Origin of the sequence: Mycobacterium sp. IDR2000157661, assembly GCF_022317005.1 — a bacterium.
Taxonomy (GTDB): Bacteria; Actinomycetota; Actinomycetes; order Mycobacteriales; family Mycobacteriaceae; genus Mycobacterium.
Genome location: NZ_CP081006.1, coordinates 3,268,010 through 3,285,001, shown reverse-complemented (window position 1 = coordinate 3,285,001; position 16,992 = coordinate 3,268,010). Strand labels below are relative to the sequence as shown.

Below are 16,992 nucleotides of genomic sequence, written 5' to 3'. Positions count from 1 at the left end.
GTTTGCGTCGCGCAGACCACCCGGAATCGGTCAGTACAGCCGCGTGGTTTCCAACACCACGCCGGCGCCGGGAAACCGGGCCAGCAACGCGTCGCCCATCGCCGCGGCGGGCGTGAGCACGCCCCGCAGATCCGAGAGTCGGTCGCGGTCCAGCGCCAGCGCCAGCCCGCTCTCACCGAGCAACACCGACGTCGCCTTGTAGCCCGGGTCGCCCTGCTGCGACATCGTCGCCCGGTACCGCGCGCCGCCGGTCGTCGCGGCGTAGGTCTCGACGGTGTAGTGGCCGCGTTCGCGTACTCGTTCGCTCGGGCCGGTGCCGGGTTTGGGCAGTGCCCTTTCGACGAGGCCGGACGGCAGTCGGTTCATGAAGCGGCTGCCCAGCGCCACGGTCGCGGAGTTTCCTGCGGCGGCGAGCGCGGCCGCGACCGGAGCGAACGCCGACTTGCCCATGCTCATCTGCTCGCCGTACTCCAGGCGTCGACCGTAGGCGTAGTCGAGCAATGCGTTGCTGCGCCGGACGATTCGCGTGTTCACCGTGGCCATGACGAACGGGCCGACCCAGTAGCCGGCGAGTTCAGGGGCGATCTCGCGGCCACGGCGCCACCGCAGATCCGGCTGTACGCCGAACTCGGGTTCGGCGGCGCGGTCCGGGGTGAGCGTGTAGGGGTCGTTCATCACCCGCCGCGCCTCCTCGTCGGTCGACGCCGCGCGCATCACCTCGACCATGGACGCAGCGGTGCCGCCAGACACCCCGCCGGCGAAGGACCGCACCACCAGGTTGGTGTCGGTGAGTTCGCCGGCGTTGTCCCGCTGCGCCTGGCGGTACAACGCGAACACGGTGAGATCGGAAGGGATGGAATCGAATCCGCACGAATGCACGATGCGCGCACCGGTGTCGGCGGCCTGCTTGTGGTAGAGGTCGATGCTTTCGCGGACGAACAGCGATTCACCGGTCAGGTCGGCGTAGTCGGTACCGGCCGCCGCGCACGCCGCCACCAGCGGCAAGCCGTACTTGGCATAGGGCCCGACGGTCGTCACCACCACACGGGCCTGCGCCGCCATCTCGTTCAGCGTCGAGGGCTGCGATGCGTCGGCGGTGATCAGCGGCCACGACTGCGCCTTCTCCCCCAACGTGTCTCGCACGGAGAGCAGCTTGTCGGGCGAGCGGCCCGCCAGGGCGATGCGCGCGTCTCCCCCGGCACGGGCCAGGTAATCGGCGGTGAGTCTGCCCACGAAGCCGGTGGCCCCGTACACGACGATGTCGAATTCGCGCTGCGATTGGCTCATGTCCGCGACGCTACCCGAGCGTCTCGGGCACCTCGACGTCCTCTCCGAGCACGTGGCGGGCCAGGAACGCGGTGACCACCTGGTACCAGATCTTGGCGTGCTGCGGCGTGAGCACCCAGTGGTTCTCCGACGGGAAGTACAGGAACCGGTGCGGGCTCACCCCCTCCTCGTCGGCGGGCAGCGCCGAGTGGGTCAGCAACTCGTACCACAGCCGAAGCGCCTCGCCGATCGGCACGCGGAAGTCCTTGTCACCGTGGATCACCAGCATCGGTGTGGCGATTCGGTGCACGTGCAGGTGCGGGGAGTTCTCCTGGGCCATCTCCCGGGTCATCTCGCGCAGCCAGTAGTACGACGAATCCGTCGTCGCACCGAACTGATCGAGCGCCCAGAGGCTGGCGTGGGTGACGATGGCGTCGAACCGGTCGGTGTGGCCGGCGACCCAGTTGGCCATGTACCCGCCGAAGGACCCACCCATCGCCGCAATGCGCCCCGCATCGACGCGCGGATGGGCGCACGCCGCGTCGGTGGCGGCCATCAGATCCTCGAACGGTGCGCCGCCCCAGGCGCCCCAGCCCCGCTGGATGAAGTCCTGGCCGTAGCCGGTGGACAGACCGGGATCGGGCAGCAGCACGGCGTAGCCCCGCGCAGCGAGCAACCAGGGGTTCCATCGCCACGACCAGCAGTTCCAACTACTCAGCGGGCCGCCGTGGATCCACAGCAGCAGCGGCGCCTCGGCCTCCCCCGGCGGCAGCACCAGCCACGACCGGATGCGGGTGCCGTCCTCGGCCGACGCCTCGACCTCGGTCAGCGTGCCGGGCAGTTGGGGCATGGGGACGCAGGGCAGTTCGGTCACGGTGCCGTCGGGCTCGATGCGCACCGGGTGCGGCGGTGCGGCATAGGAACTGCGCAGGGCGAAGACCACCCCGTCGGGCGCGGTGACCACGTCGGTGTAGCAGTAGTCGTCGAACGTCAACTGCGTGACTGCGCCGTCGGCGATGTCGACGCGGAAGACGGGACGCCTGCCGTCCTGGTCGGCGGTCACAATCACCGCCGACCCGTCGCGCGACCACGTCACCGACGCTGGCCACCGCTGCCACTCACTGGCCAGCGCGACCGATGATCCGTCAAAACGCAGACAGCGCAGGCTCATTCGCGGCGCCTGCTGCGGTGTCGAGAACGACTCGTCGATGTAGGCCACCGCCGAGCCGTCGGGCGCGATGGCCGGGCTCCAGGCGTCGGCCTCGGCGTCCTCGACGATCACGGATCGCTCGCCGGTGTCGATGTCGATGCGCACCAGCACCGAGTGCCGCGATGCACCCGGCGCGGGCCGCTGCCAGGTCGTCACGACGAATCGGCCGTCGGCGCTGACGTCGAACTCGCACTCGCGCAGCGCACCGCCCGGCGCGGCCGTGAGGTCGTCGACCTGCCCATCCGCCGCACCCAACCGCAGCAGGTGGGGTTCGGCGGGCCCGAGGTCGCTGTCCCAGTGCCGGATCGGATACCCGCTGTGCAGGATGGCGCTGATCTTGTTGTCCTTGCGCAGGTCCCTCAGCCGGCGGTCGTCGTCGAGGTCACGAGCCGAGGGCAGCAGCGACGACCGCACCACCGCGATGTCGACCTCGCGGGCCGGACGTACGGAGTCGACGCCGCCAGGCAGCGACAACGTCCGCACCGCCTCGCCGCCCGCTGCCGGGAGTCGCCACAGCGCGGCGGGCGGCTTGTCGTCGTCGGCGGTGGGCCGCACCGCGACGAACAACAGGTCGCCGTCGGCGGCGAACGCCGGCGCCGACTCGCCCTTGGCACCGTGGGTCAACCGTCGCGCCGGTCGCACACCGGCCGGATCCACCTCCCAGACGGCACTGACGTACTCGGTGCGCTTGTCGTTGAGTTCGGCGACGGTGGTCACCAGCCGGTCGCCGTCGGCCGAGACCGCCAGCCCGGACACGCGCGGCAGTGCCATGTAGTGGTCGAGGTCGTCGAACGGAGCGGCGGGCGGAGCAGCGGACCCGGGAACCGTCGCAGACATGACCCCGTTCGTAGCACAGCACGTTACGTTCGACGGGTGCCGAAGCGAATCCTGGTGGTCGGCGCGGGCATCGCCGGCCTGGCGAGCGCCGTCGCCCTACAGCAGCGGGGACACCATGTCACGCTCGTCGAGGAGCGCACCGATACGTCGTCGGGCGCAGGCATCAGCATCTGGCCCAACGCCCTCGCCGCGCTCGACGAGATCGGTCTCGGTGACCACGTGCGCGACGCCGGTGGCCGTATCACCGCGGGCGCCCTGCGCTGGCGCGACGGAACCTGGCTGCGGCGCCCCTCGCCCCAACGAATCGTCAAGGCTCTAGGCGAACCGCTCGTCGTCATCCGCCGCTCCGCGCTGACCGCGATCCTGACCGACGCTCTCGTCGATGGCAGTCTGCGCTGCGGCGTCCCGGCGGACACGCTGACCGTCACCGCCGACGGCGCACGGGTCACCCTCACCGACGGCACCGTCATCGAGGCCGATGCGGTCGTCGGCGCCGACGGCACGCATTCGGTGGTGGCGCGCCACCTCAACGGCGCGCTGCATAACCGCTACGTCGGCTACACGGCGTGGCGTGGGGTGGCCGACTGCCGGATCGACCCCGACCTCGCCGGCGAAGTGCTGGGCCCGGCCGTGGAGTTCGGGCTGGTTCCGATGGGCGCCGACCACACCTACTGGTTCGCCACCGAGCGCGTCGCCGAGGCGACGACGGCCCCGGATGGTGAGCTGGCCTATCTGATGAAGCGGTTCGGCGGCTGGGTTCAGCCCATTGCCGAGGTGCTGGCGTCCACGAACCCCCGCGACGTGCTGCGCAACGACCTCTACGACCGCGATCAGGCGAGGCAGTGGTCGCGCGGCCCGGTGGTCGTGGTTGGTGACGCCGCCCACCCGATGCGACCGCACTTGGGACAGGGCGGCTGCCAGGGGCTGGAGGATGCGGCCGTGCTAGCGAGGTTCGTCGACGGGAGCGACGACATCGCCTCTGCGTTCGCCCGGTTCACCAGGTTCCGGCGGCCGCGGGTACGGGCTCTGGTGCGCGAGTCGGCGACGATCGGCCGCATAGTCAACCTGCCGCCGCTGCTGAGCGCGCTCGCGAGCCGTGCGACGGCGCTGGGGCCAGAGGCGCTGCTGACCCGGCATCTGGCCACGGTCGCCGCCCGGTCGGCGTTCCGGATGCCCAGCGACCGCGATCTGCGGTCGGGGTGACACTTCGGCTGGGCCCGCTGGTGGTCGAGGCGGCCGACCCGCCGGCCGTGGCGGCGTTCTGGGCGGCGGTGTTGGGCGCCGATGCGCAGCGACGCCTGCAAGTCGTCGGGCAGGAGCGGCCAAAGACGGTGAAGAACCGCGTGCACTTCGACCTCGGTGGGCCGGCCGATCCGCAGGGCAATGAGGTCAGCGTGCTGTCCCGAGCGCACCCAACGGGTTGAGCAGCGCGGTGCACATCTGACGGGGGTTGACGAAGCCGAACAGGCCGCTGGACGGCATCGCGGCGCATCCGGTGGTGGTGGCCGGTGCGGTCGGCCGCGCCGGGTTGGTCCACACGGCGGGCCTGGTGGGTGCGCCGGCTTTGGCGCCGCACTTCGGCCAGGCCTTCAGTCCCTGGGTGCGCAGGACGTTCTCCGCGACGCGGATCTGCTCGGCGCGCGAGGCCGTCGCCGGATTCCCGACGCCGCCGTTGGCGGCCCAGGTGGCCTGCTTGAACTGCAGGCCGCCGTAGTGGCCGTTGCCGGTGTTGATCCCCCAGTTGCCGCCGGACTCGCACTCGGCGATGGCGTCCCAGTTGACGGAATCGGCGCTGGCAGTGGCCAACGAGGATTCCGACAGCGCCATGGGCACGACGGCCAGTGCGCCCGCGATGACGGCGGCCAACAGGCCCTTACTGACTGCGTTGCGAATCTTCATCACTGCGGTCCTTCCCCGACCGTTTGAACAAGGCCCGCAAGTGAGGAACTGGCGTGTTCCGCGCCGCGGTTATCCGGTGTGTCGGGTGATGGACGTCACGTGTTACGCGAGGGTCAAAAGTTTTATTCGTTACTTATCTGGTGTAAGGGGCCTCTGAGAAAGAAGAGGCGGCGCCGGTTCGCACCGGCACCGCCTCGTCTCGCGCTTTGTTACTAGCCGCGCCCGCCGCAGGTCGGCCACGCGCCGATGCCCTGGCTCTGCAGCGTGTTCTCCGCGACCCGGATCTGCTCCTCACGGCTGGCATTGTGCGGGGAGCCGCTGCCGCCGTTGGACCGCCAGGTGCTCATGCTGAACTGCAGGCCGCCGTAGTAGCCGTTACCGGTGTTGATCGCCCAGTTGCCGCCCGACTCACAGGCCGCGATGGCATCCCAGTTCACGCCGCTGTCCGCGTTGGCGGTGCCCGTGGCCAGAGCCATCGGTGCGAGAGCGACGGCGCCGGCAAAGGTCGCGAGGCCAAACGTCTTGCGGATGTTCTTCAACTTCGATCCTTTCGCCAAGCGCGCGCCACCGACACCCGTGCGGAACGCACGGGCGCGAATTGCCTGTTACAGGCCGGGGTGAAGGGCCGCACCGTCTCGGTCGGGTGCGGCAGCGGGAGACGAAACATGCCTCGCCGGGGTATCGACCGCCGGCGGCCGCCAGGGGCCCGTGGCCCCGATCGCAGCCCCACTCACGCGCAGGTTCGTGGTTTTGAGTTATTTGCTCCGTGTGAAGCCGTTCCGGACGCTACAAACGTCTCGAACGAAAGTCATCTCGGCCGGAGTCGTGTCGCGGCCGGATCACGGCGAGATCACGACCGCGAGGTCTTTTCGTTATCGCTGGTCGTAGCGACGTTTCGCGACACTGCACTTCGCAGCGGCCCGGCCCGCCCACGTGAGCCATATCACGGCCGAAATGTGGCCTGGGACACGTTTATCCAGAGCATCCATACGGCGGAGTATGCGCCGCGAAAGACGCAGCGGGCGAAACGTAATCGCCGCCGAGCAGCATCGTCACGGGCGACCAGTGGGCAATCGGGTTCGCTGAGACCTGAATTGATGACAATGCTTTAGGCGCATCTCCGAAATGGTTGTGGCGCCGGTCAATAGAGACGATGGCTGTTGTCAGTTGACCGTTGTCGACACCTGTTGACGCCGAGCACCTCCGAGGGATTGCCCATGAAAACGCCTTTGAAAAAGCAGCTTTCACCGCCTGAGCGACGCCGGGTGCGGTCCCGTTATCACCCGGGCCGACGCCGGCACCGCGCGCCGGGCACCGTCACTCGAACTCGGCGACCTCACACAGCGCGGATGTCACAGCCGCACTGGGCATTCCCACTCTCACGGGCATCCAGTCCGGCCACCATGGCAGCCGGAAGCCGAACGTGGACAAGGGATTACGGTCGATAGGTCGAGTACCCGATAGCGCCGCAGTCGTGCGGTAGGCGCTACGACCGTCCTGCCGTTCACACACCCACGGCCAATCCCCAGCACACCCGACGCGACGCTACATATTGCCTTCATCCGATATGGCAAGGGAATCAGGTTTGCTAGACCCTTTGCGGGCGGAGCGCAGCCAGATCGCCCGTGGTGTTCACGTTCGTCAGCGACGCCTGCTCGGGCATCACGATCCGCTGGGTGTCCGCACGGTCGACCAGAGCGCGCATGCTGCGCTCACCTGCCGCCACCAACTCGGCTGCGCGGGCGGCCAGTGCGGTGCGATAGACGCCGGCAAGGTAATGGTCGCGGCCGTCCCAGGGCAGCACCACCTCGGCTCCGAGCCGTACGGCCGGTCCGGCCAGCTCGTCGAGCAAGTCGACCGACAGCAGCGGCATGTCGACGGCGACCACGAACGCCAGTTCCCGCCCCGCGTCCGCGGCGGCAAGCAGGCCGCGTGCTGTCGCCAGCAGCGGACCCACCCCACTGACCTCGTCGCGCAGCACCGAAGCGTCCAGCGGTGGCAGCGACTGTCCCGGCGCGGCGATCACGAAGATCGGCGCGCACCGGGGCGTGAGGATCTCGACCATCCGCTCGACCAGCGTGGTGCCGTGGTACTGCAGCGTGGCCTTGTCCCGGCCCATGCGACGGGACGCCCCGCCCGCCAGGATTACCGCGGCCAGCGGAACGGTGCTCGTCATTGCTGAGACGTTAGTCGACGGTCCAGGTGTCTTTGCCGCGAAGCAGCGACTGCAGAGCCGCCGTGTCGTGCGGTCGCGCCTCGCGGGCCGCGGCGACCTGCTGGCGGGCCGCATCGTCGTAGGTCGGCTTGCTCACCTGCCGGAAGATGCCCATCACCATGTGTTCGAGATTCTGCTCGCTCAACCGCGACAGCGCGAACGCGTACGCCGGGTCCTCGAGGGTCGCGTCATGGACGACGATCTCGTCGGCCGACACGTCGGCCGTCTTGGCGATCTCCAGGCCGTATCCGGACTTGACCACGCAGTACGCGGCGTCGGCGCCGAAGGTGATCGGCTCGCCGTGCTGCAGGTTGATCAACCGCTCCTCGGCGCCTTCCTTGCGCAGCGCGTCGAAGGAGCCGTCGTTGAAGATCGGGCAGTCCTGCAGGATCTCCACCAGCGCCGCACCCCGGTGAGCGGCCGCCGCGCGCAGCACCTCGGACAGCCCTTTGCGGTCGGAGTCCAGTGCACGGCCGACGAAGGTCGCGTCGGCGCCCAGCGCCAGCGACACCGGGTTGAACGGATAGTCCAGCGACCCCATCGGCGTGGACTTGGTGACCTTGCCGACCTCGGACGTCGGCGAGTACTGGCCCTTGGTCAGGCCGTAGATCCGGTTGTTGAACAGCAGAATCGTGATGTTGATGTTGCGGCGCAGCGCGTGGATCAGGTGATTGCCGCCGATCGACAACGCATCGCCGTCACCGGTGACCACCCACACCGACAGGTCCTCGCGCGCAAGCGCCAGACCGGTCGCGATGGTCGGGGCGCGGCCGTGGATCGAGTGGAATCCGTAGGTTTCCAGGTAGTACGGGAACCGGCTGGAGCAGCCGATGCCGCTGACGAAGGCGATGTTCTCGCGGCGCAGTCCCAACTCCGGCAGGAAGTTGCGGATGGTGTTGAGGATGACGTAGTCACCGCACCCCGGGCACCAGCGGACCTCCTGGTCGCTGGTGAAGTCCTTGGACTTCTGCGGTTGGTCGGTCGTGGGGACCCGGCTGGTGCCGTTGGTCAGCCCGAGGTCAACCCCGATCAACTGTTCCGATGCGCGATCCGCTTCGCTACTCGCTGTGCGCGATGCGCGATCCGCTTCGCTACTCGCTGTCGTCATGCGTTCGCTCCCACGCCAGTCGCGCCCACCTCGACCGTAGCGGCCGCCAGGCGTGCGAACTTGGCCTTGTCGATTTCCTTTTCATTGAGCGTTCCGTCGAGCGCAGCGTCGATGATCCCCTCGACCTCGTCGGCCAGGAACGCCATGCCCTCCACCTTCGTCACCGACTGAACGTCGACGAGGTACTTGCCGCGCAGCAGTAGCGCGAGTTGGCCGAGGTTCATCTCCGGGCACACCACCTTCGGGTATCGCGAAAGCACCTCGCCGAGGTTGCCCGGGAACGGGTTGAGGTTGCGCAGATGCGCTTGGGCGACCCTGGTGCCCGTGCGCCGTGCCCGCCGGCACGCCTCACCGATCGGCCCGAAGCTGCTGCCCCATCCGATCATCAGCAGTTCGGCGTCTCCGGTCGGATCGTCGACCTCGAGGTCCGGGACGGTGATGCCGTCGATCTTGGCCTGCCGCAGCCGCACCATCAGGTCGTGGTTCTTCGGCTCGTAGGAGATGTTTCCCGAACCGTTGGCGGCTTCCAGCCCGCCGATCCGGTGTTCCAGACCGGGCGTGCCCGGAACGGCGAACTGACGTGCCAGGGTCTCCGGGTCGCGGGCGTACGGCTGGAACGGCTGGTCGGGGCTGGCGAATGTGTGCTCGATGCGCGTGTAGTCGGTGACGTCCGGAATCCGCCACGGCTCAGAGCCGTTGGCGATGGCGCCGTCGGAAAGGATGACCACCGGGGTGTGGTAGTTCACCGCGATGCGAGCGGCTTCCACCGCGATGTCGAAGCAGTCCGACGGAGAACGCGGGGCCAGCACCGCGACCGGCGACTCTCCGTTGCGGCCGTACAGGACCTGAAGCAGGTCGGCCTGTTCGGTCTTGGTCGGTAGGCCGGTCGACGGACCGCCGCGCTGCACGTCGATGACGATCAACGGCAGCTCGGTCATCACCGCCAGGCCGATGGCCTCCGACTTCAGCGAGATGCCCGGGCCCGAAGTGCTGGTGACGCCGAGCGCGCCGCCGTACGACGCGCCGATCGCCGCCCCGATACCGGCGATCTCGTCTTCGGCCTGGAAGGTCAGCACGTTGAAGTTCTTGTGCTTGGACAGCTCGTGCAGGATGTCTGAGGCCGGCGTGATCGGATACGTGCCGAGCACCAATTGCAGATCGCTGAGCTGGCCCGCCGTGACCAAGCCGTAGGCCAGCGCGGTGTTTCCCGAGATCTGGCGGTACTCACCGGCTTTCAGCTTGGCCGGCGACACCTCGTAGGTGCTGGCGAACGCCTCGGTGGTCTCGCCGTAGTTCCACCCGGCCCTGAGCGCGAGCACGTTGGCCTCGGCGATGTCGGGCTTGCGGGCGAACTTCTCGCGGATGAACACCTCGCTGTGCTCGAGTTCGCGGCCGTACATCCACGACAGCAGTCCGAGGGCGAACATGTTCTTGGCGCGCTGGCCGTCTTTCTTGGAGGCGCCGATCGACTCGACCGCACCCAGCGTCAAGGTGGTCATGGCCACCGGCTGCACGACGTAGTCGGACAGTTCGTCGGTCTCCAGCGGATTGGCGTCGTAGCCGACCTTGGCGAGGTTGCGCTTGGTGAACTCGTCGGAGTTCGCGATGATCAGCCCGCCGCGGGGCAGGTCCGAGACGTTGGCCTTCAGTGCGGCGGGGTTCATCGCGACGAGTACGTCGGGGCGGTCGCCTGCGGTCAGGATGTCGTAGTCCGCGATCTGGATCTGGAACGACGACACGCCGGGCAGTGTGCCCTGTGGCGCGCGGATCTCGGCGGGGTAGTTCGGTTGGGTGGCAAGGTCGTTGCCGAACAGCGCCGCCTCGGTGGTGAAGCGGTCACCGGTGAGCTGCATGCCGTCACCGGAGTCGCCGGCGAACCGGATGACGACCTTCTCGAGCTTCTGCCGAGGACCAGCACTCCCCGGACTGACCGCGTTGTCCTTCGCCGCCACTGGGCGCCCGCCTTCCACCTGTGTGGCGAAGTCCTCCGAGTCGCAGTCGAGCAGACGCGCCGTCGCTGGACGTCACCAAAGTTTTGATGTCACTGCTAGTACCGATTATTGCACTTTCCTTAGGTAGCCCTTTACCCGACTCGCGGGGCGGCGGCGGCATCAGGCACAGCGAACGCGCAGTTCAATCGGCATGCGCCACGCTCCCGTGAGACACAACTGTGTTATTCGTCACGTTCGCGAGACGGCCGATTCTAAGGAAATCGGTTACTGGCCGGTAGCCACCGGCTAGCACTGCGGAAGCGGTTGCCGGATCGTCCTGCGCCGGGATCGCCCGAGCGGTGTCAGCGCTGCCCTGGGGACACCCGGTGCCGCCGCAGGCGCATGCTCGCCGGCCGCGTCTGCCGCCGTTCGTGCCAGCGCAGTTTGAGCAGCAGCACCTGCCGGTGCGCCGTGAAACCCATCGAGAGTGGATCACGCCAGGCGGCCCCGCGCGGGCGTCCGGGATCAACATCCATGACCTCCATTGTGCCGATCCTGAGCCATCCGGCACGGTGACGCGCATCGCAGCCGGTGTCGATCCGATGAATTCGCAGCCAACACGCATCAGGAGTCGCCCGCCTAGGGTGGAGACCATGGGTCGAGTCACCGCACGGCGTCGGGTGCAGCACGTCACGGCCGACGACGCGGTCGCACGTCCCGACACCCTGGTGGTGGAGGAGCCGCTGGAGATCAGGGTCAACGGGGCGCCGATCACCGTGACCATGCGCACGCCGGGCTCCGACATCGAGCTGGCTCATGGCTTCCTGCTCACCGAGGGCGTCATCACCCACCGCGACGACGTGCGCACGGTGCGGTACTGCAAGGGCGCCGGTCCCGATCAGCTCAACACCTACAACGTGCTCGACGTGACGCTGGCCCCACACGTGTGCGCGCCCGACGTTGACGTGACGCGCAACTTCTACACGACCTCGTCGTGCGGCGTCTGCGGTAAGGCGTCGCTGGAGGCGGTCCAGCTGAGCAGTCGCCATGCGCCCGGTGACGATCCGGCGCGGATCGCATCCGCCACGCTGTCCGCCCTGCCACGCCGTCTGCGCGACGCGCAGAAGGTCTTCGCCAGCACCGGCGGCCTGCACGGCGCGGCGTTGTTCGACACCGACGGCGACACGCTGGCCGTGCGGGAGGACATCGGCAGGCACAACGCGGTCGACAAAGTCATCGGCTGGGCCCTGGAGCAGGACCGCATCCCGCTGACCGGCACCGTGCTGCTGGTCAGCGGCCGGGCCTCCTTCGAGCTCACCCAGAAAGCGGTGATGGCGGGCATTCCGGTGCTGGCGGCGGTCTCGGCGCCGTCGTCGCTGGCCGTCGATCTGGCCGGTCAGTCGGGGCTGACGCTGGTGGCGTTCCTGAGGGGCGAGTCGATGAACATCTACACCCGACCCGACCGGGTCATGCACCGCTGAAGACCTCGATCCGCGACCCGGCGGTCTCCGGCAGAGCGAGGACGCTGATCAGGCTGATCGCCGCCAGCACCCCCATCATCACCGCCACGGCCCATCCGCCGTAGGAGTTGAGCAGCGCCGGTGAGATCACCGGCGGCAGTGCGCCTCCGATGACAGCGCCGAACGTGTGGGCCAACGCGGCGCCGGTGTAGCGGTACCGCGGCGCGAAGATCTCCGGCAGGAACGCGGCCAGCGGTCCCATACACACTCCGATCAGCGCGTACGTCGCCACGATCGCGAGGCCGAACACCAGCCGGTTTCCGGTCTGCACCAACGGGAACAGAGCGAACGACCACGGCACCGCGATGGCGAACCCGACGGCGGCGATCCGCCTGCGGCCCAAGGTGTCGCTGAGCATCGCCGCCGCGACCACGCACAGCACCTCGCACAGCCCGCCGATCACGCCGACGAGCAGTACGAAGTTCGTCGAGTAATCGAGGTGGTCGGTAGCGAAGTGCGTGAAGAACGTGCTGGCCTGAAACACGAGCATCGGAGCGCACACCGCAACGCCTGATGCCAGCAGCAGCCGGCGACCCTGGCCTCGCAGCAACGCCACGATCGGCGGGGCCGCGTCGGGGGAACGCTCGGCAAACCCCGGCGCCTCCTCGACATGTAACCGCACGTAGAGCGCCGTCGCGATCAAACCCGCCGACAGCAGGAACGGGATGCGCCACCCCCACTGCAGGAAAGCCTCGCTGTCCGTGCCGAACCCGAAGTGGACGAGCAGGAACACCAGGTTGGCCATCACCACCGCGGTGCCGAGGCCAAGTTGGGTGAACATGCCGTAGAACCCGCGCCGGTGTGCCGGCGCGCTCTCCGCGCTCATCAGCACCGCGCCGGCCCATTCACCGCCGACCGCGAAGCCCTGAATCAGTCGCAGCATGATCAACAGCAGCGGGGCGGCGACGCCGATCGATGCGGTGCTCGGGATCAGGCCGACGCCGACGGTGGCGATCCCCATCAGCAGCAGAGTCATCACCAGCGTCTGCTTGCGGCCGATCCGGTCACCGAAGTGGCCGAACACCGCCGCCCCCACCGGCCGCGCCAGAAACGCGGCGGCGAAGGCGCCGAGGGCGGCGGTCGTGGCCATCACATGACCTAGGTCGGGAAAGAACACCGTCGGGAACACCAGCGCAGCCGCAGTGCCATAGATGAAGAAGTCGTAGAACTCGATAGCCGAACCGACATAGCTGGCAATCGAGATGCGTCGCAACGACGGGGACGTGGGCGCGGTCTCCTCAATCGAGGTCATGCTGATGATGCTCACAGCGCCGGCGCCGACATTCATCGGTCGATCAGACGATTTCCCGGTGGACCCCGTTGTCCCCCGGTCGGTGGACACCCGGCGATAGGTGCGAGTCGATGTCCCTCTACACCCGGCCCGGCCGTGTATCACGCCCGCCCGAACCCGCGTCTACCTGCAATCTCCACCCAATCTCCACGAGCCCTCCAAGCTTGCGCGCTCTTCGCCGTCGAGCATCGGAGTCATGCCAGAGATTCTCATCGCCGCCCTCTCCCCCGCGGGCCACTTCGGTCCGCTGCTCAATGTCGCTAAGGGTCTCGTCGACCGGGGTGACCGGGTCACCGTCCTGACGTCGGCCGACCATGCCTCCAAGATCCGCGCCGTGGGCGCATTCGCCGAACCCATTCCCGCCGAAGCGGATCTGGATCTGACCCGTCCCGACCTCGACCTGTCCGGACGCGCCGACACCTCCGGCATCAAGCGAATCAACTACGACATCGTGCGACTGTTCCTCGACCCCATGCCGCACCAGACGCGTGCGCTGGCCGCGTTGATGACACGGACCGGATTCGACGCCGTCATCGCCGACGCCGGCTTCTTCGGCATCACGCCGTTCCTGCTCGGCGATCCCGCTGCTCGGCCGCCGGTGCTCACCTACTCCACGACACCGCTGATGATCAGCAGCCGCGACACCGCGCCGGCCGGCCTGGGCATGGCACCGTCGGCATCCTGGGCCGGACGGCTGCGCAACCGCGCGCTGACCGCGCTGTCGCACCGCCTGTTGCTGCGTCAGTCACACGAGACCGCCAACGCGCTGCTGGACCGACTGAACAGCCGACCCCTGCCGATGTTCGTGCTCGACTCGGGCGTGTTGGCCGACCGTTACATCGCGCCGACGGTCCCGGAGTTCGACTACCCGCGCAGCGACCTGCCGGCCAACGTCCGCTACGTCGGAGCGGTCCATCCCAGCCCGTCGCCGGGTTTCCGGCCCCCGCCGTGGTGGTCGGTGCTCGACGGGGATAGACCGGTCGTGCACGTCACGCAGGGCACCGTCGACAACACCGATCTGGGTCGGTTGCTCGCGCCCACCATCGAGGCGCTGCGCGAGGAGGACGTCGTGGTCGTCGCCACCACCGGAGGCCGCGACATCGCCGAGATCGGCGTCGACCTGCCGATGAACACCTATGTGGCCGAGTACGTTCCGCATGATGTGCTGTTGCCGAAGGTCGACGTCATGGTGACGAACGGGGGCTACGGCGCGGTGCAGCGAGCGCTGGCGTGCGGAGTGCCGCTGGTGGTCGCGGGAAACACCGAGGACAAACCGGAAGTCGCCGCGCGGGTCGCATGGGCAGGCGCGGGGATCAACCTCAGGACCGGCACGCCGAGACCCGCGGCGGTGAGGACTGCGGTGCGCAATGTGCTCGACGACGCCGGGTACCGGCGACAGGCACGCGCACTCGAGGTGGCGTTCGCCCGCCGCGACGGGGTGGCCGAGATCGCCGCTCTGGTCGACGAGGTGATCAGCGAGCGCCGCGCGGTGACCCGGTGAGCGCCTGCGCCGACCCGTTCGGGCGTCCACCGGCGCCGCGCGATTCACCGGCCGGCTGGAGTAGCCGGCTACGCGTGTCCCTCACCCGCCTCAGGAGGAGCGTCAAGTCATGCTCACCCACCTTCAGTTCCTCGCGATCGCGGCGTTCCTGATCTGGGGTCTGGTCGCCTCGCTGTGCGATGTGCTCACACCGACGCGCGAGGAGGCGCGTCTGGTGTCGCGGGAACGCGGGCCGCTGGGCCGGCGAGACTAGTTCGTCGTCAGGCCGACTTGTCGCGGCGCTCGGGACGGGACGGCTTGCGCGGCACGATGGTCGGCAGCACGTTGTCCTCGACGGTCTCCTTGGTGACGACCACCTTGGCGACGTCGTCGCGGCTCGGGATGTCGTACATCACCGGCAGCAGGACTTCCTCCATGATGGCGCGCAGGCCGCGGGCGCCCGTGCCGCGGTGGATGGCCTGATCGGCGATGGCCTCCAGCGCGTCGCCGGTGAACTCCAGTTCCACGCCGTCCATCTCGAACAGCCGGGTGTACTGCTTGACCAATGCGTTCTTCGGCTCCGACAGGATCTTGACGAGCGATTCCTTGTCCAGGTTGGTCACCGACGCCACCACCGGAAGCCGGCCGATGAACTCGGGAATCAGGCCGAACTTGATCAGGTCCTCGGGCATCACCTCGGCGAAGTGATCCTGGGTGTCGATCTCGGCCTTGGAGTGCACCTCGGCGCCGAAGCCCAGGCCGCGCTTGCCGACCCGGTCGGAGACGATCTTCTCCAGCCCGGCGAACGCACCCGCGACGATGAACAACACGTTCGTGGTGTCGATCTGGATGAACTCCTGATGCGGGTGCTTGCGACCGCCCTGCGGCGGAACGGAAGCCTGCGTGCCCTCGAGGATCTTCAGCAGCGCCTGCTGGACACCCTCACCGGAGACGTCGCGGGTGATCGACGGGTTCTCGCTCTTGCGGGCGATCTTGTCGACCTCGTCGATGTAGATGATGCCGGTCTCGGCGCGCTTGACGTCGTAGTCGGCGGCCTGGATCAGCTTGAGCAGGATGTTCTCGACGTCCTCACCGACGTAGCCGGCCTCGGTCAGGGCGGTGGCGTCGGCGATGGCGAACGGCACATTGAGCATCTTGGCCAGGGTCTGCGCGAGGTAGGTCTTCCCGCAGCCGGTCGGGCCGAGCATGAGAATGTTGGACTTGGCCAGTTCGACGGGTTCGGCGCGGGAGTCACGGCTCTTCTCGCCCGCCTGGATGCGCTTGTAGTGGTTGTAGACGGCCACGGCCAGCGTGCGCTTGGCGGTGTCCTGGCCGATGACGTAGCCCTCGAGGAAGTCGCGGATCTCGGCCGGCTTGGGCAGCTCGTCGAGCTTGACGTCGTCAGCGTCGGCGAGTTCCTCCTCGATGATCTCGTTGCACAGGTCGATGCACTCGTCGCAGATGTAGACGCCCGGACCCGCGATGAGCTTCTTGACCTGCTTCTGACTTTTCCCGCAGAACGAGCACTTCAGCAGGTCACCGCCGTCTCCGATGCGCGCCATGGTGGTGGGGTCCTACTTTCCTCGCGGTCGGTATGAATCGCTCTACTGGTCTACCCGGGTCTGTCCTGGGTGTTGGCCCCGACGCTACCCGTTCGCTCCGGCGCGAGGCGACCGATAAAGCCGAATCGCGTCGGTGGTATTCAACTGTGTCGCGCCAACATATCGTCTGGCGACCCACGTACCCCTCCGAACGCGCCGCCGTGTCGCTGGCGTGTCGCCGCCGTTACCGGACCGAGAGGCCGCCTGCCACCAACGTACCCGCTCCGGCGCGCGTCACCGTCTATCGACGGCCCGGGCCGGCCGGGCCGGGACCCACCGGGCCGGGACCGACCGGACCCGGACCCACCGGGCCGACCACTCCTCCGACACCGACCGGGCCCGCGGGGCCGACGACGGGTGCCGGGTTCAGATACACGTTCACGTCGTAGGGCAGGCATTGAAGGGTGTAGATATCCCAGTACATCCCCGCCGGACAGACCGGCTCCTGGGCCTGGCCGACCGCGGGCGACGCCACTTGCGTCAGACCGCAGACCGCCGCCGTCACCGCCAACGTCACCATCGCCGCGCATGGCCGAGCTCCAACCCTCATCGCCACCCTCCTGTGCCGTCCCCTGGTGTGGTGGCTGACAGCCTGCCACGCGGAAACACCGGCTAGCAGGCACTGCGCGATATT

The 16,992-nt window shown here is 68.3% G+C and carries 15 protein-coding genes and 1 pseudogene; 5 read left to right on the top strand and 11 right to left on the bottom strand.

From position 1 onward, the window contains the following. Positions 1-30 precede the first annotated feature (30 nt). The gene (locus K3G64_RS17190; protein ID WP_238886029.1) at positions 31-1,287 is read right to left on the bottom strand and encodes a saccharopine dehydrogenase family protein; all 1,257 of its coding nucleotides are present in this window, start codon (positions 1,285-1,287) and stop codon (positions 31-33) included. A gap of 10 nt (positions 1,288-1,297) precedes the next feature. Next, positions 1,298-3,313: a S9 family peptidase gene (locus K3G64_RS17185; protein WP_238886028.1), complete on the bottom strand. Its 2,016-nt coding sequence runs from the start codon at positions 3,311-3,313 to the stop codon at positions 1,298-1,300. Between the two features lie 36 nt (positions 3,314-3,349). Here K3G64_RS17185 and K3G64_RS17180 point away from each other — a divergent pair, with 36 nt between their 5' ends. Further along, on the top strand, positions 3,350-4,516 hold the full coding sequence (locus K3G64_RS17180) for an FAD-dependent oxidoreductase (protein ID WP_238886027.1): 1,167 nt from the start codon (positions 3,350-3,352) through the stop codon (positions 4,514-4,516). Continuing rightward, a complete protein-coding gene (locus tag K3G64_RS17175) occupies positions 4,513-4,737 on the top strand; it encodes a VOC family protein (RefSeq protein ID WP_238886025.1) in 225 nt (74 codons plus the stop codon). Before K3G64_RS17180 ends, K3G64_RS17175 begins: the two co-directional genes overlap by 4 nt. Here K3G64_RS17175 and K3G64_RS17170 read toward each other — a convergent pair. The 6 genes and pseudogenes from K3G64_RS17170 to K3G64_RS17145 all read right to left on the bottom strand — a co-directional run bounded on the left by K3G64_RS17170 (position 4,703) and on the right by K3G64_RS17145 (position 11,002). Further along, positions 4,703-5,212, bottom strand: a complete 510-nt coding sequence (locus K3G64_RS17170) for a transglycosylase family protein (protein WP_238886023.1) — start codon at positions 5,210-5,212, stop codon at positions 4,703-4,705. The genes K3G64_RS17175 and K3G64_RS17170 overlap by 35 nt on opposite strands. Before the next feature lie 212 nt (positions 5,213-5,424). Further along, a pseudogene (locus K3G64_RS17165) lies at positions 5,425-5,652 on the bottom strand (transglycosylase family protein); the annotation flags it as partial. Between the two features lie 1,148 nt (positions 5,653-6,800). Next, positions 6,801-7,388: a molybdenum cofactor guanylyltransferase gene (gene mobA / locus K3G64_RS17160; RefSeq protein ID WP_238886019.1), complete on the bottom strand. Its 588-nt coding sequence runs from the start codon at positions 7,386-7,388 to the stop codon at positions 6,801-6,803. A gap of 10 nt (positions 7,389-7,398) precedes the next feature. Continuing rightward, positions 7,399-8,535 carry a 2-oxoacid:ferredoxin oxidoreductase subunit beta gene (locus tag K3G64_RS17155; RefSeq protein ID WP_238886017.1) on the bottom strand — a complete coding sequence of 379 codons (1,137 nt, stop codon included), beginning with the start codon at positions 8,533-8,535 and terminating at the stop codon, positions 7,399-7,401. Continuing rightward, complete coding sequence (locus K3G64_RS17150; RefSeq protein ID WP_370646970.1) at positions 8,532-10,505, bottom strand: 2-oxoacid:acceptor oxidoreductase subunit alpha; 1,974 nt, start codon at positions 10,503-10,505, stop codon at positions 8,532-8,534. The genes K3G64_RS17155 and K3G64_RS17150 overlap by 4 nt, the downstream gene beginning before the upstream one ends. A gap of 323 nt (positions 10,506-10,828) precedes the next feature. Continuing rightward, on the bottom strand, positions 10,829-11,002 hold the full coding sequence (locus K3G64_RS17145; protein WP_238886013.1) for a hypothetical protein: 174 nt from the start codon (positions 11,000-11,002) through the stop codon (positions 10,829-10,831). A gap of 117 nt (positions 11,003-11,119) precedes the next feature. On the opposite strand from K3G64_RS17145, the gene fdhD reads away from it, so the two are divergent. Next, a complete protein-coding gene (fdhD, locus tag K3G64_RS17140; RefSeq protein ID WP_238886012.1) occupies positions 11,120-11,947 on the top strand; it encodes a formate dehydrogenase accessory sulfurtransferase FdhD in 828 nt (275 codons plus the stop codon). On the opposite strand, the gene K3G64_RS17135 is transcribed toward fdhD, so the two are convergent. Further along, complete coding sequence (locus tag K3G64_RS17135; RefSeq protein ID WP_238886011.1) at positions 11,934-13,238, bottom strand: MFS transporter; 1,305 nt, start codon at positions 13,236-13,238, stop codon at positions 11,934-11,936. The two genes, fdhD and K3G64_RS17135, sit on opposite strands and share 14 nt — an antisense overlap. Positions 13,239-13,473: 235 nt before the next feature. Between K3G64_RS17135 and K3G64_RS17130 the strand changes: the two genes are divergently transcribed. Further along, the gene (locus K3G64_RS17130) at positions 13,474-14,778 is read left to right on the top strand and encodes a nucleotide disphospho-sugar-binding domain-containing protein (RefSeq protein ID WP_238886010.1); all 1,305 of its coding nucleotides are present in this window, start codon (positions 13,474-13,476) and stop codon (positions 14,776-14,778) included. A 109-nt stretch (positions 14,779-14,887) separates the two neighbouring features. After that, positions 14,888-15,031: a hypothetical protein gene (locus K3G64_RS17125; RefSeq protein WP_238886009.1), complete on the top strand. Its 144-nt coding sequence runs from the start codon at positions 14,888-14,890 to the stop codon at positions 15,029-15,031. Between the two features lie 7 nt (positions 15,032-15,038). On the opposite strand, the gene clpX is transcribed toward K3G64_RS17125, so the two are convergent. Beyond that, positions 15,039-16,319: an ATP-dependent Clp protease ATP-binding subunit ClpX gene (gene clpX / locus K3G64_RS17120; RefSeq protein WP_238886008.1), complete on the bottom strand. Its 1,281-nt coding sequence runs from the start codon at positions 16,317-16,319 to the stop codon at positions 15,039-15,041. A 280-nt stretch (positions 16,320-16,599) separates the two neighbouring features. After that, the gene (locus K3G64_RS17115) at positions 16,600-16,908 is read right to left on the bottom strand and encodes a hypothetical protein (RefSeq protein ID WP_238886007.1); all 309 of its coding nucleotides are present in this window, start codon (positions 16,906-16,908) and stop codon (positions 16,600-16,602) included. Positions 16,909-16,992 lie beyond the last annotated feature (84 nt).